The 20,229-nt window shown below is 69.2% G+C and carries 15 protein-coding genes; 13 read left to right on the top strand and 2 right to left on the bottom strand.

Annotated elements, in window-relative coordinates; all coding sequences use genetic code 11:
* Positions 1 to 134: 134 nt before the first annotated feature.
* Positions 135 to 425 carry a YciI family protein gene (locus WI26_RS13695; protein WP_044848209.1) on the bottom strand — a complete coding sequence of 97 codons (291 nt, stop codon included), beginning with the start codon at positions 423 to 425 and terminating at the stop codon, positions 135 to 137.
* Between the two features lie 200 nt (positions 426 to 625).
* Here WI26_RS13695 and WI26_RS13690 point away from each other — a divergent pair, with 200 nt between their 5' ends.
* Together WI26_RS13690 and WI26_RS13685 are read left to right on the top strand one after the other, a co-directional pair.
* Positions 626 to 2,194 carry a methyl-accepting chemotaxis protein gene (locus WI26_RS13690; protein ID WP_069226189.1) on the top strand — a complete coding sequence of 523 codons (1,569 nt, stop codon included), beginning with the start codon at positions 626 to 628 and terminating at the stop codon, positions 2,192 to 2,194.
* 174 nt (positions 2,195 to 2,368) lie between these two features.
* Entirely contained in the window at positions 2,369 to 3,184 is an 816-nt protein-coding gene (locus WI26_RS13685; RefSeq protein WP_059464457.1) for a MetQ/NlpA family ABC transporter substrate-binding protein, read from the top strand.
* A gap of 110 nt (positions 3,185 to 3,294) precedes the next feature.
* Here the strand turns inward: WI26_RS13685 and WI26_RS13680 are convergent, their stop codons facing one another.
* A complete protein-coding gene (locus WI26_RS13680; RefSeq protein ID WP_059451489.1) occupies positions 3,295 to 3,603 on the bottom strand; it encodes a VF_A0006 family four-cysteine protein in 309 nt (102 codons plus the stop codon).
* A 353-nt stretch (positions 3,604 to 3,956) separates the two neighbouring features.
* Between WI26_RS13680 and WI26_RS13675 the strand changes: the two genes are divergently transcribed.
* From WI26_RS13675 to nagE, 11 genes are all read left to right on the top strand, one after another.
* Positions 3,957 to 4,922 (top strand): ABC transporter substrate-binding protein, encoded by a 966-nt coding sequence (locus WI26_RS13675; RefSeq protein ID WP_069226188.1) that lies wholly within the window; start codon positions 3,957 to 3,959, stop codon positions 4,920 to 4,922.
* 139 nt (positions 4,923 to 5,061) lie between these two features.
* Complete coding sequence (locus tag WI26_RS13670; protein WP_059599879.1) at positions 5,062 to 5,958, top strand: ABC transporter permease; 897 nt, start codon at positions 5,062 to 5,064, stop codon at positions 5,956 to 5,958.
* A gap of 1 nt (position 5,959) precedes the next feature.
* Positions 5,960 to 6,754 carry an ABC transporter ATP-binding protein gene (locus tag WI26_RS13665; RefSeq protein ID WP_069226187.1) on the top strand — a complete coding sequence of 265 codons (795 nt, stop codon included), beginning with the start codon at positions 5,960 to 5,962 and terminating at the stop codon, positions 6,752 to 6,754.
* Positions 6,755 to 7,027: 273 nt separating this feature from the next.
* Entirely contained in the window at positions 7,028 to 7,735 is a 708-nt protein-coding gene (gene imuA, locus WI26_RS13660; RefSeq protein ID WP_060188770.1) for a translesion DNA synthesis-associated protein ImuA, read from the top strand.
* On the top strand, positions 7,668 to 9,164 hold the full coding sequence (locus WI26_RS13655) for a Y-family DNA polymerase (protein WP_069226186.1): 1,497 nt from the start codon (positions 7,668 to 7,670) through the stop codon (positions 9,162 to 9,164). The genes imuA and WI26_RS13655 overlap by 68 nt, the downstream gene beginning before the upstream one ends.
* Before the next feature lie 6 nt (positions 9,165 to 9,170).
* On the top strand, positions 9,171 to 12,386 hold the full coding sequence (locus WI26_RS13650) for an error-prone DNA polymerase (RefSeq protein WP_069226185.1): 3,216 nt from the start codon (positions 9,171 to 9,173) through the stop codon (positions 12,384 to 12,386).
* A gap of 340 nt (positions 12,387 to 12,726) precedes the next feature.
* Positions 12,727 to 13,461 (top strand): GntR family transcriptional regulator, encoded by a 735-nt coding sequence (locus WI26_RS13645; RefSeq protein ID WP_069226184.1) that lies wholly within the window; start codon positions 12,727 to 12,729, stop codon positions 13,459 to 13,461.
* A gap of 107 nt (positions 13,462 to 13,568) precedes the next feature.
* Entirely contained in the window at positions 13,569 to 14,672 is a 1,104-nt protein-coding gene (gene nagA, locus WI26_RS13640) for an N-acetylglucosamine-6-phosphate deacetylase (RefSeq protein WP_059464464.1), read from the top strand.
* Positions 14,665 to 15,672 carry an SIS domain-containing protein gene (locus WI26_RS13635; RefSeq protein ID WP_069226183.1) on the top strand — a complete coding sequence of 336 codons (1,008 nt, stop codon included), beginning with the start codon at positions 14,665 to 14,667 and terminating at the stop codon, positions 15,670 to 15,672. Before nagA ends, WI26_RS13635 begins: the two co-directional genes overlap by 8 nt.
* 15 nt (positions 15,673 to 15,687) lie before the next feature.
* Positions 15,688 to 18,270, top strand: coding sequence for a phosphoenolpyruvate--protein phosphotransferase (gene ptsP / locus WI26_RS13630; protein WP_069226182.1), 2,583 nt, complete (start codon positions 15,688 to 15,690; stop codon positions 18,268 to 18,270).
* An 86-nt stretch (positions 18,271 to 18,356) separates the two neighbouring features.
* Positions 18,357 to 20,120 carry an N-acetylglucosamine-specific PTS transporter subunit IIBC gene (nagE, locus tag WI26_RS13625; protein ID WP_059464467.1) on the top strand — a complete coding sequence of 588 codons (1,764 nt, stop codon included), beginning with the start codon at positions 18,357 to 18,359 and terminating at the stop codon, positions 20,118 to 20,120.
* Positions 20,121 to 20,229 lie beyond the last annotated feature (109 nt).

Below are 20,229 nucleotides of genomic sequence, written 5' to 3'. Positions count from 1 at the left end.
GTCCGGGCGTTCGCCCGGCGAAACGCGTGACGGCCGCGACGCGCCGTCACGCATTCCTCCTGTTTCCCCTCGATCGGCATTCGCCGCCTCCTCGCGAGGCGGCGTGCGGGCGCACATTCGCGCGCCGGTGCGCGTTACGGGAGTGCCGGCACGTTGAAGCCCTGCGCGGCACGCGTGATCCGGAATTCCGTCACGCGGTACGTCGCGAGCCCTTCGGTCACGAACGGATCGGTCTCGAGGATGGCGTCCAGTTCGTCGCGGTCGATGCGGGCCGCGAGGATCACGCCGCCTTCGCGCGGCACCTTCGGCCCCGCCGCGATGAAGATGCCGCGCTCGAACAGCGGCTGCAGATACGCACGGTGGCGTTCGAGTGCATCGTCGATGCGCTCGAGCGACGCGTTGTAGTGGATGTCGATGACGTACATGGATGGCCCTGGAATGTCGCCGGCGCGTCGTGTGCCGGTCAGCCGGTCTTTTTAGCACAGCGGCCGCTTCGTGTCGTGCCGGCCGTCGTGCGTGTATTCAAGTTGTAAGTCTCGCTGCCGTAAATACGGGGGCAACCGTTTGCGCGCGACCGGCCGTTCGCGCGCATCGCGGGCATCGACTTTCACAACGAGGCACGCAGATGAGCAGAATGAGTTTGAATCGCAAGCTGTGGCTCGCGCTTGCGCTGGTATGGATCGGCTTGCTCGGCGTCGGCGCATGGAGCGCATACGAGACGCGCGCGACGATGCTCGCCGAACGCAAGGCAGGCATCGCCAACCTGGTCGAGTCGGCGGCCGGCATCGTCAACGCGTATCACGCGCTCGCGCAGAGCGGCACGCTGCCCGAGGCCGACGCGAAGCGCGACGCGCTCGCGAGCCTGGCGGCGATGCGCTACGGCGAGTCGGGCTATGTGTTCGTGATGGATTCGAAACCCGTCGTGCTGATGCATCCGACGCTGCCGAAACTGGTCGGCACGCAGGTCGGCGACTATCTCGATCCGGACGGCAAGCCGCTGTTCGTCACGATCCTGAACGCCGCGAAAGCGACCGGCAGCGGCTTCGCCGAATATCGCGGGCGGCTGCCGCACAGCGAGACCGCGGTGCCGAAGATCAGCTACGTCACGCGCTTCGCGCCGTGGGACTGGAACATCTCGAGCGGCGTGTTCCTGAAGGACATCGATACCGTCTACTACCGGACGCTGTTCGGCCACCTCGCGGTCGTGTTCGTGATCGGCTTCGTGATCAGCGCGGCGATGCTCGTGATCATCCGCAACGTGCGCGGCAGCCTCGGCGGCGAGCCGGACGAAGCGGCCGCGCTGGCAACGCGCATCGCGCAGGGCGATCTCACGCGGCCGGTGCCGGTGCGTGCGGGCGACGACACGAGCATGATGGCGGCGATGCGCGACATGCAGGCGCGCCTGCAGGCGACGATCGGCGGGATCCGTCAGTCGGCCGAGTCGATCGCATCGGCGAGTCGCGAGATCGCGTCCGGCAACGATGACCTGTCGCAACGCACGGAGGAGCAGGCCGCGTCGCTCGAGGAAACGGCCGCGAGCATGGAGCAGCTGACCGCGACGGTGAAGCAGAACGCCGATAATGCGCGGCAGGCGAGCGGGCTCGCGAACAATGCATCGGAGATCGCGCGGGCCGGCAACGACGTCGTCAGTCGCGTGATCGGCACGATGGGCGAGATCGACGACAGCTCGCGCAAGATCGCCGACATCATCGGCGTGATCGAGGGCATCGCGTTCCAGACCAACATCCTCGCGTTGAACGCGGCGGTCGAGGCCGCGCGCGCCGGCGAGCAGGGGCGCGGCTTCGCGGTGGTCGCGGGCGAGGTGCGTTCGCTCGCGCAGCGCAGCGCGACGGCCGCGAAGGAGATCCGCGAACTGATCGTCGATTCGGTCGAGCGCGTGCGCAACGGCTCGACGCTGGTCGGCCAGGCCGGCACGACGATGGGCGAGATCCTGCAGGCGGTCGCGCGCGTGACCGACATCATGGGCGAGATCGCGGCGGCGTCCGAAGAGCAGGCGAGCGGCATCACGCAGGTCGGGCGCGCGGTCACGCAGATGGATCAGGTCACGCAGCAGAACGCGGCGCTCGTCGAGGAGGCCGCTGCAGCCGCCGCGTCGTTGCAGGAGCAGGCCGGCCGGCTGCGCGACGCGATCGGCGCGTTCCAGGTGCCCGATGGCAGCGCCCGTGCGCACTGAACGCAACTAACGGACGAATCGCGCATCTCCCGCCGGCACTGCCGCGGTGCATACCCATATGAGCGGGATGTATTTCACTTCCGGCCGATCCTGTGACACCATTTGCCCCTTCCTGCGAGTCCGGGGATACCCGTATCGCGCCCCATTTTCAGTTAGCAAGAAAGCGAGAAACAGATGAAGCGTCGCAGTCTCCTGAAGGTATTTTCCGTGCTGGCCACTGGTGCCGCGCTGACGCTGTCGGCCGCCGCGCACGCCGAGGACAAGGTCATCAAGGTCGGCACGGTCGCCGGCCCGGATGCGGAAGTGTGGCAGGTCGTGCAGAAGGTCGCGAAGGAGAAGGAAGGCCTGAACGTGAAGGTCATCGAGTTCAACGACTACGTGCAGCCGAACGCGGCGCTCGATGCGGGCGACCTCGACGCGAACAGCTTCCAGCACCAGCCCTACCTCGACAGCCAGGTGAAGCAGCGCGGCTACAAGATCGTCAGCGCGGGCCTGACCTACATCTCGCCGATCGGCGTGTATTCGAAGAAGTTCAAGGCGCTGAAGGACCTGCCGCAAGGCGCGAAGCTCGCGGTGCCGAATGATCCGTCGAACGAGAACCGCGCGCTGCTGCTGCTGCAGACGCAAGGCGTGATCAAGCTGAAGGCCGGCGCCGGCACGGGCGGCAATAACGCGACGGTGCTCGACATCGCCGAGAACCCGAAGAAGCTGAAGATTTCCGAACTCGACGCCGCGCAACTGCCGCGCGTGCTGTCGGACGTCGACGCCGCCGTGATCAACACGAACTACGCGCTCGCCGCGAACCTGCAGCCGACCAAGGACGCGATCGCGCTCGAATCGCTGACGAGCCCGTATGCGAACCTGATCGCCGTGCGCGCGAAGGACAAGGATCAGCCGTGGGTGAAGAAGCTGGTCAAGGCGTACCAGTCGCCGGAAGTGAAGGAATTCATCAAGAAGCAGTTCAAGGGCTCGATGGTCGCGTCGTTCTGAACGCCACTCACCGGTCGGACCGCTGAAACGAAAGGGCCTGCATCGTGCAGGCCCTTTTTCATTGGCGCGTCGCGCATGCAACCGCGCGGCGTCTGGTGTTCGGCGTCGGCTCACATCTCGCCGCGCCGCGAGCAGATCGCCATGATCTGCTGGATCGCGTAGTTGTCGCGCACGCCCGGCAGCGACTGCACGACGCACTCGTGGTAGCGCCGCTCGCGCGGCAGCAGCATCGCGTTGTTGCGGTACAGCGCGTCGCACGAGCGCTGGATCAGTTGCGCGGCCGCGCTGTTGCGGCTCTCGCGCAGCGCGCCCAGCATGCAGTCGTCGTATTGCGCGCTGCCGTCGGTCAGCGCGAATGCCGCGCCTGGCAGCGCCAGCGCGACGGCCGCGCACGCGATTGCACGGATCCCCCGTTTCATGTGCTCTCCGATCGTGTGGATTGGGTCGGCGGACAGCATAACGTAAAGCTGTGAACGCGGCTGACGCGTTGCGCGCCGCGGCGGCGCGGCGGCGCGGAGCGGCGCCGGCCGGGCTTCCCGAGCGTTTCGCGGCGGCGCGGCGGCGCGTGGGGCGGCCGGCCGCCCGAAAGCGTGGAGTCAGGCGGTGGTCTGCGGAAATGGTATCCTCGTGCGTTCGCCGCCGCGCCTTCCCGGGGCCCGCGCGGGGCCGCTGCCGCCCGAGCCGTCACCCGGCTGCGCGCGCATCGGCACCTGCATGACGGCGGCGGGAATCCATCATCCAGAACCGACACAAATACGGGGGAGACTCACCCATGAAGCGTTTCAAGATTTTCGCGATCCGTTCGATCACGGCCGGCGTCGCCGCATTCGCGCTGGCAGGCGCCGCGCACGCACAGACGGTCAAGGTGCTGTCGATCGTCGACCACCCGGCGCTCGATGCGATCCGCGACGGCGTGCGCGCCGAACTGAAGGCGCAAGGCTACGGCGACGACAAGCTCAAGTGGGAATACCAGAGCGCGCAGGGCAACACGGGCACGGCCGCGCAGATCGCGCGCAAGTTCGTCGGCGACCAGCCCGACGTGATCGTCGCGATCGCGACGCCGGCCGCGCAGGCGGTCGTCGCATCGACCAAGAGCGTGCCGGTCGTCTATTCGGGCGTGACCGATCCGGTTGCCGCGCAGCTCGTGAAGGGCTGGGGCCCGTCGGGCACCAATGTGACGGGCGTGTCCGACAAGCTGCCGCTCGATCGCCAGGTCGCGCTGATCAAGCGCGTCGTGCCGAAGGCGAAGACGGTCGGCATGGTCTACAACCCGGGCGAGGCCAACTCGGTCGTGGTCGTGAAGGAGCTCAAGGAGATCCTCGGGAAGCAGGGGATGACGCTGAAGGAAGCGGCCGCGCCGCGCACCGTCGACATCGGCCCGGCCGCGAAGAGCCTGATCGGCAAGGTCGACGTGATCTACACGAACACCGACAACAACGTCGTGTCCGCGTACGAAGCGCTCGTGAAGGTCGCGAACGAAGCGAAGATTCCGCTCGTCGCCGGCGACACCGACAGCGTGAAGCGTGGCGGCATCGCGGCGCTCGGCATCAACTACGGCGATCTCGGCCGGCAGACCGGCAAGGTCGTCGCGCGCATCCTGAAGGGCGAGAAGCCGGGCGCGATCGCATCGGAAACGAGCAGCAACCTCGAATTGTTCGCGAACACGGGTGCGGCCGCGAAGCAGGGCGTGACGCTGTCGCCGGATCTGCTCAAGGAAGCGAAGACGGTCATCAAGTAAGCCGCGGTCCGCCCGCCGCGCTTGCAGGCCCGATCCGGGCCTGAACGAAACCATCGGACGGGCGGCTCCCACCCGGGGCCGCCCGTCCGCTTCGCCCGGCCGTACACGCGAGGCCGGGAAGCAACAGGATTTCCCCATCATGTCTCTGTTCTCGTTTCTGGGCGCGCTGGAGATCGGCCTGATCTTCAGTCTCGTCGCCCTCGGGGTGCTGATTTCATTCCGCATCCTCAACTTCCCCGACCTGACCGTCGACGGCAGCTTTCCGCTCGGCGGCGCCGTCGCCGCGACGCTGATCTCCGCCGGCCACGACCCGTTCACGTCGACGGTGCTCGCGATCGTCGCGGGCGCGCTGGCCGGCTTCGTCACCGGCTGGCTCAACGTGCGCCTGAAGATCATGGACCTGCTCGCCAGCATCCTGATGATGATCGCGCTCTACTCGGTGAACCTGCGGATCATGGGCCGCCCGAACGTGCCGCTCATCACCGAGCCGACGATCTTCACCGTGCTGCAGCCCGACTGGATGCCCGACTACGTGCTGCGCCCGGCGCTGCTCGCGATCGTCGTGGTGGTCGCGAAGCTCGGCCTCGACTGGTTCTTCTCGTCGCAGCTCGGCCTCGCGATGCGCGCGACCGGCGCGAATCCGCGGATGGCACGCGCGCAGGGCATCGCGACGGGTCGCGCGACGCTCGCCGGGATGGCGCTGTCGAACGCGCTCGTCGCGCTCGCCGGTGCGCTGTTCGCGCAGACGCAGGGCGGCGCCGACATCTCGATGGGGATCGGCACGATCGTCATCGGGCTGGCCGCGGTGATCATCGGCGAGACGCTGCTGCCCGCGCGCCGGCTCGTGCTGACGACGCTCGCCGTCGTGCTCGGCGCGATCGTCTACCGCTTCTTCATCGCGCTGGCGCTGAACAGCGAATTCATCGGCCTGAAGGCGCAGGACCTGAACCTCGTGACGGCCGCGCTCGTCACGATCGCGCTGGTGCTGCCGGCGACGCGCAAGAAGCTGTTCGCGCGCAAGAACGGAGGGGCATGACATGCTGTCCGCACAAGACCTGAAGCTCACGTTCAATCCCGGCACGCCGATCGAGACGCGTGCGCTGCGCGGGCTGTCGCTCGAGATTCCCGACGGCCAGTTCGTCGCGGTGATCGGCTCGAACGGCGCCGGCAAGTCGACCTTCCTCAATGCAGTCAGCGGCGACCAGCGCGTCGATTCGGGACGCATCGCGATCGACGGCGCGGACGTCACGCGCCAGCCCGCGTGGGACCGTGCGCACCTGGTCGCGCGCGTGTTCCAGGATCCGATGGCCGGCACCTGCGAGGCGCTGACGATCGAAGAGAACATGGCGCTCGCGATGGCGCGCGGCGTCCGGCGCGGCTTTCGCGCGGCGCTCGACCGGCCGTCGCGCGAGCTGTTCCGCGACAAGCTGCGTCTGCTGAACCTCGGGCTGGAGAATCGGCTGACCGACCGGATCGGGCTGCTGTCGGGCGGCCAGCGGCAGGCGGTGAGCCTGTTGATGGCGTCGCTGCGGCCGTCGCGGATCCTGCTGCTCGACGAGCACACGGCCGCGCTCGACCCGAAGACGGCCGCGTTCGTGCTGGAGCTGACCGCGCGCATCGTCGCCGAGAGCAAGCTGACGACGATGATGGTCACGCACAGCATGCGGCAGGCGCTCGACTACGGCGACCGCACGGTGATGCTGCACCAGGGGCAGGTCGTGCTCGACGTGTCGGGCGACCAGCGCCGCGGGCTCGATGTGCCGGACCTGCTGCAGATGTTCGAGAAGGTGCGGCACGAGCAGCTCGACGACGACGCGCTGCTGCTCGGCTGACGCGCGCCGGGCGGGCCGGCGCGGTGCGGGGTGTTGCATCGTGCCGGCTCGCCTGCCGGGCGGCGGCGTGTCGGCCTGGCGATTCGGGCCGGATGACGATGGAGCGGGTCCGGGCGACGCGATCCGGCCTGCCCGCTCCGGTGCGGCGTAACATGACGGACGCACCGATTTTCCCGTCGTTTTTCCTCTGACGAAAACCCCGTTTCGCCTCGGGACTGTGCGACGCACGCGCATTGCCATATACTGTATATCCATACAGTTGTGGGTGGCGTCATGCTCGCATCCTCCATTTCTCCCGAATCCCTTCATCCGTCGCTCTGGCGCGGCTCGCAGCTCGCGCGCGGCGGTTCGCGCACGATCGATACGGGTTTCGCGCCGCTGTCCGCCGAGTTGCCGGGCGGCGGCTGGCCGGTCGGCGGGCTCGTCGAACTGCTGGCCGCGCAGCCGGGCTGCGGCGAGATGCGGCTGCTCGCGCCCGCGCTCGCGCGCACCGTCAGCGCGCGGCGTCCGCTCGCACTCGTCGCGCCGCCTCAGTCACCGCATGCGACCGCGCTCGCCGGTCTCGGCGTGCCGGCCGACGCACTGCTGTGGCTGCGCACCGGCAGCCGCACGGATGCATTGTGGGCCGCCGAGCAGGCGCTCAAGGCAGGCTGCTGCGGCGCGCTGCTGCTCTGGCAGGACGCGCGGCCCGATGCGCTGCGGCGCCTGCATCTCGCGGCCGCGCGCACCGGCGACACGCTGTTCGTGATGCTGCGCCCGTTGTCGGCCGCACGGCAGCCGTCGCCGGCCGTGCTGCGCGTCGCGCTGCATCCGGTCCCGGGCGGCGTGTCGCTCGACATCGTCAAGCGTCGCGGGCCCGCGCGCAGCGAGCCGCTCGCGCTCGATTTGCCGTCGCCCATCGTGGAGAGCCGCTATGCGCGTCTTGCTCGGCATCCATCTGCCGCGCCTGCCGCTCGACGTGTGCGCCCCGCCGCCGTCTGACGGCTCGGCGGACGACGCAGGCAACGCAGGCTGCGCGGTGCTCGAGCAAGGTGTCGTGCTGATTGCCGATGCGCGCGCGCGCCGGCAGGGCGTGCGCGCGGGCATGAAGCGCGGCGGCGTGCTGACGCTCGCGCCCGACACGCGGCTCGTCGAACGCGATCCCGCCCGCGAGGTCGATGCGCTGCGCGCGGTCGCGCTCGCGTTGCTGCGCTTCTCGCCGTGCGTCGCGCTCGACGACGAAGCGACGCTGATCGTCGACGTCGGCCCGAGCCTGCGCCTGTTCGGCGGCTTGCCGTCGCTGTGCCGCCAGGTGCGCGCGACGCTCGCGGCGCTCGGCTATGCGGCGCGCCTGTCCGCCGCGCCGACCGGGCGCGGCGCGTGGCTGCTCGCGCGTACGTCGGCACGTGCGCGCATCCGGCGCCGTGTGGCCAGGCCTGCTTCGCTCGTCCGTACGCTCGATCGTCTGCCGTGTGTGCTGTTGCCCGACGCGCGCCCGTATGCGGGCTGGTTCGACGGCCTCGGCTGCCGCACGCTCGCCGATTTGCGCGGCCTGCCGCGCGCGGGGCTGCAGCGCCGCTGCGGTCCGGCGTTGCTCGCCGCGCTCGATCGCGCGTACGGCGATGCGGTCGAGCTGCTTGCATGGATGGCGGTGCCGCCCGTGTTCGACGTGCGGCTCGAATTGCCGGAGCGCGTCGAATACGCGGAAGCCGTGCTGTTCGCCGCGCGGCGGCTCGTCGTGCAGCTCTGCGGATGGCTGGCCGCGCGGCAGCTGTCGCTGGCCGCGATGACGTTCGATCTCGAGCACGAGCGCGGCCGTCAGGCCGTGCCGCCGACACCGCTCGAACTCGCGTTCGCCGCACCCGTGCGCGACGAGACGCACTTCATGCGGCTGCTCGGCGAGCGGCTCGCGCGCGTCGAATTGCCGGCCGCGGTGATCGCGGTGCGACTGAAGGCCACGCGCGTCGAATCGGTTGCGCCACCGGCCGACGATCTTTTCCCTGAGCCGGGCGGCACGAAAGAGACGCGCGCGCGGCTGTTCGAACTGCTGGCCGCGCGGCTCGGCGCGGAGAACGTGCTGCGCGCGGCGCCCGTCGCCGATCACCGTCCGGAGGCCGCGAACCGCTGGCTGCCGCTCGATGCGCAAGCGGGCAAGCCGGCCGGCGGGCCGCCTGCCGTGCCGCCGCGTCCCGCGTGGCTGCTGGCCGAGCCGCAGCCGCTCCTGATGCGCGAGAACCGGCCGGTGTTCCATACGCCGCTCAGGATGATGTCGTCGGCCGAGCGGATCGAAGCCGGATGGTTCGACGGGCAATTGATCGCGCGCGATTACTACGTTGCCCAGGACGAGGTCGGTGCGTGCTACTGGGTGTTCCTGGAGCGCTCGGGAAGCCAGGCCGGGCCGCGCTGGTTCCTGCACGGCTTGTTTGGGTGAGCGGCGATGGTTGCGCAATTCAGCTGGCTGCCCGATTACGCGGAGTTGTTCTGCCGCTCGAACTTTTCGTTCCTGCATGGCGCGTCGCATGCGGACGAACTGGTCGAGCGCGCGGCCGAACTCGGCTATCGCGGGATCGCGATCACCGACGAATGCTCGCTCGCCGGCGCGCCGCGCATGCATGTCGCGGCACAGGCGCACGGGCTGCCGCTCGTCATCGGTTCGTATTTCGAAGTCACGCCGGATGACGCCGCACCGGGCCACGATCCGGGGCCCGGCGCATTCGGCCTCGTGCTGCTCGCGCAGAACCGCGAGGGTTACGGCAATCTTTCCGAGCTGATCTCGTGGCGGCGGATGGCCGCGCCGAAGGGCACCTACACGTTGACGTCGCGGATGCTGTCGGCGCCGCCCGCGGAGTTTGCGCACCTGCGCGGCATGTCCGACTGCTTCGCGATTCTCGTGCCTGCGTATCCGGTGCGTGCGGATGTGCTCGATGCGCAAGTCGCATGGTTTCGCGCGACCTTCGGCGAACGTGCGCGGCTCGGGCTCGTGCAGTTGCAGCGCGCGCTCGATGGTGCGCAGCGCGAGGAGATTCGCGCGGCCGGCGAGCGGCGCGGCGTGCGCATCGTCGCGCTCGGCGACGTGACGATGCACCGGCGCTCGTGCAAGGCATTGCAGGACGTGATGACGGCGATCCGGGTCGGGATGCCGGTTGCCGAGTGCGGGTATGCGCTGGCGCCCAATGCGGAGCAGCACCTGCGTTCGCGGCAGCGGATCGGACAGTTGTACGCGCAGGACGAGATCGCGGAGACCTGCGCGATTCTTGACGCGTGCGATTTCGACCTCGGCTCGCTGCGCTACGAGTATCCCGACGAAATCGTGCCGCAGGGGCTGACGCCGACGCGCTATCTGGAACAGGAAACCTTCGCGGGCGCGGCCGTGCGTTATCCGCAAGGCATTCCGGAGAAGGTCGAGAAGCAGATCCGCCATGAACTGGGCCTGATCGAGCGGCTGAGCTACGAACCGTTCTTCCTGACCGTCTACGACATCGTCAAATACGCGCGCAGCCAGAACATCCTGTGCCAGGGCCGCGGCTCGGCCGCGAACTCGGTCGTCTGCTACTGCCTCGGCATCACCGAGGTCGATCCCGACCAGAGCACGATGCTGTTCGAGCGCTTCATCAGCGAGGAGCGCGGCGAGCCGCCAGACATCGACGTCGACTTCGAGCATCAGCGCCGGGAAGAGGTCATTCAGCATATCTACGAAAAATACGGCAAGGAGCGCGCCGCACTCGCGGCGGCCGTTTCGACGTATCGTCCGCGCGGCGTGCTGCGCGAAACCGGCAAGGCGCTCGGCGTCGATCCGATGCTGGTCGACCGTGTCGCGAAGGGGCATCGCTGGTTCGACGGCAGCCGCGACCTGCTGCAGCAATTCGCATCGACCGGGCTCGATCCGGCCACGCCGATCATTCGCACATGGGCCGAACTCGCGGGGCGCTTGCTCAACTTTCCGCGCCACCTGTCGCAGCATTCGGGCGGCTTCGTGATCAGCCGCGGCAAGCTCACGCGGCTCGTGCCGGTCGAGAACGCGGCGATGGACGGGCGCCGCGTGATCCAGTGGGACAAGGACGATCTCGAGGCGCTCGGGCTGATGAAGGTCGACGTGCTCGCGCTCGGCATGCTGTCGGCGCTGCATCGCGCGTTCGACATGCGCACCGCGTGGCGCGGGCCGCAGGAAGACGGCCAGCCGTTCACGCTGAAGCATATTCCGCAGGATGACGAACCAACCTACGACATGATCTGTCGCGCCGATACGGTCGGCGTGTTCCAGATCGAATCGCGTGCGCAGATGTCGATGCTGCCGCGGCTGAGGCCGCGCAACTACTACGATCTCGTCGTCCAGGTGTCGATCGTGCGGCCCGGGCCGATCCAGGGCGGCGCCGTGCATCCGTATCTGAAGCGGCGCAGGATCGTGGCCGGCGAGGAGGAGGGCGAAGTCACGTATCCGAGCGAGGCGCTCAAGGAAGTGCTCGTTCGCACGCTCGGCGTGCCGATCTTCCAGGAACAGGTGATGCAGATCGCGATCGTCGCGGCGGGCTTCACGCCCGGCGAGGCCGACGAACTGCGCCGCGCGATGGCCGCGTGGAAGCGCAAGGGCAATCTCGAGAAGTATCACGACAAGATCATCGACGGCATGCTCGAACGCGGCTACACGCGCGAATTCGCCGAGCAGATCTTCGAGCAGATCAAGGGCTTTGGCGAATACGGCTTCCCCGAGAGCCACGCGGCCAGCTTCGCGAAACTCGCTTACGCGAGCAGCTGGCTCAAATGCCACGAACCCGCGATCTTCGTCGCATCGCTGCTGAACAGCCAGCCGATGGGCTTCTACGCACCCGCGCAGCTCGTGCAGGACGCGAAGCGCCACGGCGTGAAGGTCTTCCCGGCCGACGTCACGCGAAGCGGCTGGGAAGCGTCGCTCGAAGCGCTGCCCGGCCAGCCGCCGCCGCACGGCCAGCCCGCGGTGCGGCTCGGCCTGTCGCTCGTGCGCGGCCTCGGCGAGGCCGCCGCGCGGCGCATCGAGGTCGCGCGCGCGGCCGGCCCGTTCGAGAACGTCGATGCGCTCGCGCGCCGTGCGCAGCTCGAACGGCGCGATCTCGAAGCGCTCGCCGCCGCGAACGCGCTCGCGACGCTCGCCGGCCATCGTCGCGATGCATTGTGGCAGGCCGTCGCCGCGGCACCGGAGCGCGACCTGCTCGCCGCCGCGCCGATCGACGAAACGGAGCAGCCGGTGCTCGGCGCGCCGTCGGAAGCCGACGACATCCTCGCCGACTATCACACCACCGGCCTCACGCTGAACCGCCACCCGGTCGCGCTGCTGCGGCCCGCGCTGCGCGCGCAGCGGCTGTCGTCCGCGGCCGAGTTGCGCGATCGCCCCGACGGCCGGCTCGCGCGCGCATGCGGGCTCGTGATCGCGCGGCAGATGCCGGGTACCGCGAAGGGCGTGATGTTCATGACGCTCGAGGACGAGACGGGCTGCGTGAACGTGATCGTGCGGCCCGAGCTGCTCGCGCGGCAGCGCCGCGAAACGCTCGATTCGCGACTGCTCGCGGCATCGGGCGTGTGGCAGGTCGTCAGCGACGTGAGGCACCTCGTCGCGCAGCATTTCGAGGATCTGACGCCGTTGCTCGGCGGCCTGCGCACGTCGAGCCGCGAGTTCCACTGACGCGGCGCGGCGACACGCTGACACGCCGCCGGCATGCCGCCCCGCGCGTTGACGCCGGATGCATACCAGTCGGTCGAACTGGTTCTATTCCGGTATCGTTTCCCGCTTCTCAAACCTGGCAAATCCGGCACGGGAACTGTCCCCTTGCATACCAATCCGGGTAAATCCCTATCTCGCATCGCATTGTAAACAAAGGGTTTGTTGGAACTAAAACACTTGCCAGGCAAGGCTCGCGGCGATTTTCGCGTCGCTAATACCAGTTCGTTGACTGGTATTATGGTGGTTATATAATGCGTTCACTTTCGACGGTCCGAGATCGTCGTCCGACACCCGGAGGCACATGGAAACCGGCTGGCCCGAACTGGCGCCCGATCCCCTCGACGACACGCCGCTGTATCTGCAGCTCGCCCGCAACCTGGCGAGCGCGATTCACGCCGGCGAGTGGCGGGCCGGCGAGGCGCTGCCGTCGGAGCGGCTGCTGTCGGGGTCGGTCGGCGTATCGCGGATCACGGCCCGCCGTGCGCTCGCGCTGCTGGTCGAGCAGGGGCTGATCAAGCGGGCGCGCGGGGCAGGCAGCTTCATCACGCCGCGCGTTGCCGATCCGCTGTCGCGTCTCGTCGGCTTCACCGCGAAGATGCAGCAGCGCGGGTTCGTGCCCGATTCGGTGTGGCTGTCGCGCACGCTGCGCACCGCGAGCCGCGACGAGATCACGCGTCTCGGCCTCGCGCCAGGCGCGACGGTCGCGCGGCTCGAGCGGCTGCGCCGCGCGGACGGCATCGTGATGGCCGTCGAGCATTCGACGCTGCCGGCTGCGGTGGTGCCTGATCCGCAGGCGCTCGGCGCGTCGTTGTACGAATACCTCGACGCGCGCGGGATGACCGTCGTGCGCGCGCTGCAGCATTTTCGCGCGGCGAACGCGACGCACGAGATCGCGAAGTGGATGTCGGTGAAGCCGGGCTCGGCCCTGCTCGTGATCACGCGCATCGGCTACGGTGCCGATCAGCGTGCGATCGAAGTGTCCGAAACGTATTGCCGCGACGACTATTACGACTTCGTCGCCGAACTGAAACGCTGACGCGCGAGACTGCCCGCGCGCCACGCGCAGCGGAGCGCACCGAAGCACAACGGATTTGCAAATCGCGACGCGGATGTCCGCGTCACCAGATCATCAAGAGAAACGTCATGCTGACTGGAAACATCCTGACCCCCGACGGCTGGATTCACGGCTCGCTCGACAGCGAGAACGGCCGCATCACCACGCTCGACGGCACGCCCGCCGATCCCGCGAAGAACGACGCGCCGTACATCCTCCCCGGCTTCATCGACCTGCACGTGCACGGCGGCGGCGGCGCCGACGTGATGGAAGGCGGCGACGCGATCGAGACGATCGCGCGCACGCACGCGCAATTCGGCACGACGAGCCTGCTCGCGACGACGATGACCGCGCCGCGCGACGAACTGATGCAGGTCGTCGCGAATCTCGGCACCGTCGCGCGCACCCGCACGCCCGGCGGCGCGCGCGTGCTCGGCGTGCATCTCGAGGGGCCGTACATCAACCCCGGCAAGCTCGGCGCGCAGCCGGACGCGGCCGTGTCGGCCGTGCTCGACGAAGTGCTGAAGTACCTGTCGATCGCGCCGATCCGCGTCGTCACGCTCGCGCCGGAAATCGCCGGCCACATCGAGATCATCGGCGAGATGGCCGCGCGCGGCGTGCGCGTGCAGCTCGGCCACTCGCTCGCGACCTACGACGATGCCGTCGCCGCGCTCAAGCACGGCGCGTGCGGCTTCACGCATCTGTTCAACGCGATGTCGCCGCTGCATCACCGCAACCCGGGGCTGGTGGGCGCCGCACTCGCGCATGCCGAATACGCGGAAATCATCCCCGACCTGCTGCACGTGCACCCGGGCGCAATTCGTGCTGCGCTGCGCGCGATTCCGCGCCTGTATGTCGTGACCGACAGCACGTCCGCCACCGGCATGCCCGACGGCGAATACCGGCTCGGCAGCCAGCACGTGACCAAGTGCCTCGGCGGCGTGCGGCTTGCCGACGGCACGCTTGCCGGTTCCACGCTGACGATGGACCAGGCGTTGCGCAACCTCGTGTCGCTCGGCCTGCCGATCGCCGACGTGTCGAACCGGATGTCGCGCTACGCGGCCGATTACCTCGGCATCGCCGACCGCGGCCGCCTCGAGCGCGGCGCGTGGGCCGACCTCGCCGTGTTCGATCGCGACCTGAACCTCACCGCGACTTACGTCGAAGGAGAATCGATTGTCGAATATGCTTAAGGAAGCGCGCGAGTCCGCCCAGGTCGTCGCCGCGCAACTCGCCGACACCACGCGCGTCGAAGCGCTCGCCGGCCAATTGCTCGATCATCCGCCGGCCGTCGCGCTGACGGTCGCGCGCGGCAGCTCGGATCACGCCGCCAGCTATTTCGCGAGCCTGACGATGAGCCGCCTCGGCGTGCCCGTCGCGTCGCTGCCGATGTCGGTCGCGACGCTGCAGCAAGCGCCGCTGAAGGTGCAGGACCAGCTTGCGATCGCGTTTTCCCAGTCGGGCAAGAGCCCCGATCTCGTGAACACGATGGCCGCGCTGCGCGAAGCCGGCGCGCGCACCGTCGCCGCCGTCAACGTGCTGCCGTCGCCGCTCGCCGACGCGTGCGAGCACCAGCTGCCGCTCATGGCCGGCCCCGAACTGTCGGTTGCCGCGACCAAGAGCTACATCGCGATGCTGTCGCTGTCCGCGCAGATCGTCGCGCACTGGCAGCGCGACACCACGCTGCTGACGGCATTGCGCGGCCTGCCCGACGTGCTCGCGCAGGCCGGCCGGCTCGACTGGTCGCCGGCAGTCGCCGCGCTCGCGGGCATCGAGCGGATGATCGTGATCGGCCGCGGGCTCGGGCTTGCGATCGCGCAGGAAGCCGCGCTGAAACTGAAGGAAACCTCCGGCATCCAGGCGGAGGCATTCTCGAGCGCCGAAGTCCGTCACGGCCCGATGGAGCTGATCGATCGCGACTATCCGCTGCTCGTGTTCGCGCTGCCGGGGCCGGAGCAGGCCGGGCTGCTGCAGCTCGCGCAGGACATGCGCGCACGTGGCGCGGCCGTGCTGCTCGCGGCGCCCGCCGGCACGCCCGGCGCGACCTTGCCGCTCGCGCGGTCCGCCCATTCGGCGCTCGATCCGATCGCCGCCATTCTTTCGTTCTACGTGATGGCGGCGGATCTCGCCGCCGCGCGCGGCCGCAATCCCGACACGCCGCGCCATCTGAACAAAGTCACCGAAACGCACTGATAGCCGAGACAGCCGATGAGACGCGCCGAGGAGTCCCAGTTGAAGAGTTCCACCCATGATCAGATCGTCCTGCTCAGTCCCTTGACCGGGCCGATCGTCGCGCTGGCCGATGTGCCCGATCCGGTGTTCTCCGGCGGGATGTTCGGCGACGGCATCGGCATCGATCCGCTCGCGGGCCGGCTCGTCGCGCCGTGCGCCGGCGTCGTGTCGCATCTCGCGCGCACCGGTCATGCCGTGACGATCACGACGCCGCAAGGCGCGGAAGTGCTGCTGCACATCGGCATCGACACCGTCGAGCTGAACGGGCAGGGCTTCGCCGCGCGCGTCGAAGCCGGCGCGCGTGTCGCGGCGGGCGATTTGCTGATCGAGTTCGACCAGGACGCGGTCGCGCGCAGCGCGCATTCGCTGGTCTCGGTGATCGCGATCGCGAACTCCGACGCGTTCGACGTCGTCGAGCGCGCGAGCGGTTTCGCGACGGCCGGCGAGACGCCGCTGCTGACGCTGCGCGTCAAGGGCGACGCCGCCGTGCAGGCGGCGCAGACCGGCGAGGCGGCGATGAATGAAGTGCGCCGCGAGGTCGTGCTGACGCAGCCCGGTGGCCTGCATGCGCGCCCGGCCGCGCGGGCGCGCGAAGCCGCGCACGGGCTCGACGCCCATGTCGACGTGCATTTCGACGGCCGCAAGGCGTCGATCGCAAGCGTGGTCGGCCTGCTCGGCCTCGGCGCCGGCGAAGGCGCGACGATCGAACTGGTCGGCCGCGGTGCGCACGCGCAGCAAGCCGTCGATGCGATCGAGCGTGAGCTGCTGCGCGAAGCGCATGGCGAGGTCGAGGAAAAGCCGGCACGGCTGAAGTCGCCCGCACCGCAGCCGATCGTGCGCAATCCCGGCGCAACACTCGATCCGAACACGCTCGCGGGCGTGTGCGCGGCACCCGGCATCGCGGTCGGCACGCTGGTGCGTCTCGACGATGCGGACATCGTGCCGCCCGAACAGGCGACCGGCACGCCCGCGTCGGAAAGCCGCCGGCTCGACCAGGCGCTGACGGCGGTCGACGCCGAACTCGGCGAAACGGTGCGCAACGCATCGGCGCGCGGCGCGGTCGGCGAGGCGGGGATCTTCGCGGTGCATCGCGTTTTGCTCGAAGACCCGACGCTGGTCGATGCGGCGCGCGACCAGATCAGCCTCGGCAAGAGCGCGGGCTTCGCATGGCGCGCGACGATCCGCGCGCAGATCGACACGCTGTCGAAGCTCGACGACGCACTGCTTGCCGAGCGCGCGGCGGATCTCCGCGACATCGAGAAGCGCGTGCTGCGCGCGCTCGGCCACACGAGCGGCGCGACGCGCACGTTGCCCGACGAAGCCGTGCTCGCCGCCGAGGAGTTCACGCCGTCGGACCTGTCGTCGCTCGACCGCCAGCGCGTGACCGCGCTCGTGATGGCGCGCGGCGGCGCGACGTCGCATGCGGCGATCATCGCGCGCCAGCTCGGCATTCCGGCGCTCGTCGCGGTCGGCGATGCGCTGTACGCGATTCCGGACGGCACGCAGGTCGTCGTCGATGCGAGCGCGGGCCGTCTCGAACACGCGCCGACCGCGCTCGACGTCGAACGCGCGCGCCACGAACGCCAGCGCCTGGATGGCGTGCGCGAAGCGAACCGGCAGATGGCCGGCGCCGCCGCCGCGACCACCGACGGCCGCGCGATCGAGGTCGCCGCGAACATCGCGACGCTCGACGACGCGAACACCGCGGTCGACAACGGCGCGGATGCGGTCGGCCTGCTGCGCACCGAGCTGATGTTCATCCACCGCCAGGCCGCGCCGAGCGTCGTCGAGCACCAGCAGAGCTACCAGTCGATCGTCGACGCGCTGCAGGGCCGCACCGCGATCATTCGCACGCTCGATGTCGGCGCCGACAAGGAAGTCGACTATCTGACGCTGCCGCCCGAACCGAATCCGGCGCTCGGCCTGCGCGGCATTCGCCTCGCGCAGGTGCGCCCGGATCTGCTCGACGATCAGCTGCAGGGCCTGCTCGCGGTGAAGCCGTTCGGCGCGGTGCGGATCCTGCTGCCGATGGTGACGGATGCGGGCGAGCTCGTGCGGCTGCGCGCGCGTATCGACGAATTCGCGCGTGCGCAGGGGCGCACCGAGCCGATCGAGGTCGGCGTGATGATCGAAGTGCCGTCGGCGGCGCTGCTCGCCGACCAGCTCGCGCAGCACGCGGATTTCCTGTCGGTCGGCACCAACGACCTGACGCAATACACGCTCGCGATGGACCGCTGCCAGGCCGATCTCGCCGCGCAGTCCGACGGCCTGCATCCGGCCGTGCTGCGCCTGATCGACATCGCGGTGCGCGGCGCGGCGAAGCACGGCAAGTGGGTCGGCGTGTGCGGCGCGCTCGGCGGCGATCCGCTCGCGGTGCCGATCCTCGTCGGCCTCGGCGTGACCGAACTGTCGGTCGATCCGGTGTCGGTGCCGGGCATCAAGGCGCGCGTGCGCCGTCTCGATTACCAGCTGTGTCGCCAGCGTGCGCAGGATCTGCTCGCACTCGACTCGGCACAGGCGGTAAGGGCAGCAAGCCGCGAGGTCTGGCCGCTCGACTGAACGTCGACGGCGGGCGCGCGAGCGTTTCACCACGCAAGCAATTAGGTCAACGACGATTAACGACGAGACATGGATTGGAGGACTGAATGGACGGGAATCCGTTTCTGAAGATACAGGGCCTGGGCCGGGCGCTGATGCTGCCGATCGCGGTGTTGCCGGTCGCCGGCATCCTGCTGCGGCTCGGACAGCCGGACGTGTTCAACATCAAGATGATCGCCGACGCCGGCGGCGCGATCTTCGACAACCTGCCGCTTCTGTTCGCGATCGGCGTGGCGGTTGGTTTCGCGAAGGACAACAACGGCGTGGCGGCACTCGCGGGCGCGATCGGTTACCTGATCGAAACCGCGATCATGAAGGACATCGATCCCAAGCTGAACATGGGCGTGCTGTCCGGGATCATCGCGGGCGTGGTCGCGGGCCTGCTGTACAACCGCTACAAGGACATCAAGCTGCCCGACTACCTCGCGTTCTTCGGCGGCAAGCGGTTCGTGCCGATCATCACCGGGCTCGCGTGCGTGATACTCGGCATCGTGTTCGGTTACGTGTGGCAGCCGATCCAGCATGCGATCGACGCGGCCGGCCAGTGGCTGACGACGGCGGGCGCGATCGGTGCGTTCGTGTTCGGCTTCCTGAACCGCCTGCTGCTCGTCACAGGCCTGCACCACATCATCAACTCGCTCGCGTGGTTCGTATTCGGCAACTTCACGCCGCCGGCCGGCGGCGAGCTCGTGCACGGCGACCTGCACCGCTTCTTTGCGGGCGACCCGACCGCGGGCACCTTCATGGCGGGCTTCTTTCCGATCATGATGTTCGGCCTGCCGGCCGCGTGTCTCGCGATGCTGCACGAAGCGCCGAAGGAGCGCCGCGCGATGGTCGGCGGCCTGCTGTTCTCGATGGCGCTCACGTCGTTCCTCACCGGCGTGACCGAGCCGATCGAATTCAGCTTCATGTTCCTCGCGCCGGTGCTGTACGTGATCCACGCGGTGCTCACGGGGCTGTCGCTCGCGATCTGCCAGATCCTTGGCGTGAAGCTCGGCTTCACGTTCTCGGCCGGCGCGATCGACTACGTGCTGAACTACGGGCTGTCGACGAAGGGCTGGATCGCGGTGCCGCTCGGTATCGCATACGGCATCGCGTATTACGGGCTGTTCCGCTTCTTCATCCGCAAGTTCAACATGGCGACGCCGGGCCGCGAGCCGGCCTCGGCCGATGCGGCGGCCGAGTCGTACGCATCGGGCGGCTTCGTCGCGCCGGCGGCTGGCGCCGCGGCGGCAGCACCACGTGCGCAACGCTACATCGCCGCGCTCGGCGGCGCCGGCAACCTGACCGTCGTGGACGCCTGCACGACGCGCCTGCGCCTGACCGTCGTCGATCCGGAGAAGGTGTCGGAGCCGGAGCTGAAGTCGATCGGCGCGCGCGGCGTGCTCAAGCGGGGCGGCAATAGCGTGCAGGTGATCATCGGGCCGGAGGCCGACATCATCGCCGACGAGATGCGCTCGGCGATCGGCAGCGGCGCGACCGGTGCCGCCGTGACGGCCACGGCCGCCGCAGCTCAGCCTGTCACCGGTGCGGCGGCCGGTCCGCTCGATCCCGATCCGCTGCGCTGGCTCGCGGTGTTCGGCGGGGCGACCAACGTCGCCTCGCTCGACGCGATCGCGACCACGCGCCTGCGCGTCGTCGTGCGTGACGCATCGGCGGTCGATCGCGATCGACTCGGCGCGCTCGATGTCGCATGGGTGTCGCCGGACACGTTCCACATCGTCTGCGGCAATGCGGCGGCACGCTATGCCGAACAGCTCGGCGCGCGCCTGACGTCGACGGGCGGCGGGGCGGCCGCGCAACCGGCCTGATCCGGCACGATGCGATGAGGCAGGCCCGATCCGCATGGCGGGTCCGCGCCGCCGGTCGGTAAAGCGAAAACGGCTTGCGACGCGTCGCAAGCCGTTTTTTCTTGGGCGG

The sequence above is a fragment of the Burkholderia diffusa genome (genome assembly GCF_001718315.1).
GTDB lineage: Bacteria > Pseudomonadota > Gammaproteobacteria > Burkholderiales > Burkholderiaceae > Burkholderia > Burkholderia diffusa_B.
This window is presented reverse-complemented; position numbering and strand designations above follow the sequence as displayed.

Excerpts from the sequence above, each read along its gene's own strand:
- WI26_RS13695 (WP_044848209.1), bottom strand. The coding sequence starts at position 425 with ATGTACGTCATCGACATCCACTACAACGCGTCGCTCGAGCGCATCGAC.
- WI26_RS13690 (WP_069226189.1), top strand. The coding sequence starts at position 626 with ATGAGCAGAATGAGTTTGAATCGCAAGCTGTGGCTCGCGCTTGCGCTG.
- WI26_RS13685 (WP_059464457.1), top strand. The coding sequence starts at position 2,369 with ATGAAGCGTCGCAGTCTCCTGAAGGTATTTTCCGTGCTGGCCACTGGT.
- WI26_RS13680 (WP_059451489.1), bottom strand. The coding sequence starts at position 3,603 with ATGAAACGGGGGATCCGTGCAATCGCGTGCGCGGCCGTCGCGCTGGCG.
- WI26_RS13675 (WP_069226188.1), top strand. The coding sequence starts at position 3,957 with ATGAAGCGTTTCAAGATTTTCGCGATCCGTTCGATCACGGCCGGCGTC.
- WI26_RS13670 (WP_059599879.1), top strand. The coding sequence starts at position 5,062 with ATGTCTCTGTTCTCGTTTCTGGGCGCGCTGGAGATCGGCCTGATCTTC.
- WI26_RS13665 (WP_069226187.1), top strand. The coding sequence starts at position 5,960 with ATGCTGTCCGCACAAGACCTGAAGCTCACGTTCAATCCCGGCACGCCG.
- imuA (WP_060188770.1), top strand. The coding sequence starts at position 7,028 with ATGCTCGCATCCTCCATTTCTCCCGAATCCCTTCATCCGTCGCTCTGG.
- WI26_RS13655 (WP_069226186.1), top strand. The coding sequence starts at position 7,668 with ATGCGCGTCTTGCTCGGCATCCATCTGCCGCGCCTGCCGCTCGACGTG.
- WI26_RS13650 (WP_069226185.1), top strand. The coding sequence starts at position 9,171 with ATGGTTGCGCAATTCAGCTGGCTGCCCGATTACGCGGAGTTGTTCTGC.
- WI26_RS13645 (WP_069226184.1), top strand. The coding sequence starts at position 12,727 with ATGGAAACCGGCTGGCCCGAACTGGCGCCCGATCCCCTCGACGACACG.
- nagA (WP_059464464.1), top strand. The coding sequence starts at position 13,569 with ATGCTGACTGGAAACATCCTGACCCCCGACGGCTGGATTCACGGCTCG.
- WI26_RS13635 (WP_069226183.1), top strand. The coding sequence starts at position 14,665 with ATGCTTAAGGAAGCGCGCGAGTCCGCCCAGGTCGTCGCCGCGCAACTC.
- ptsP (WP_069226182.1), top strand. The coding sequence starts at position 15,688 with ATGAGACGCGCCGAGGAGTCCCAGTTGAAGAGTTCCACCCATGATCAG.
- nagE (WP_059464467.1), top strand. The coding sequence starts at position 18,357 with ATGGACGGGAATCCGTTTCTGAAGATACAGGGCCTGGGCCGGGCGCTG.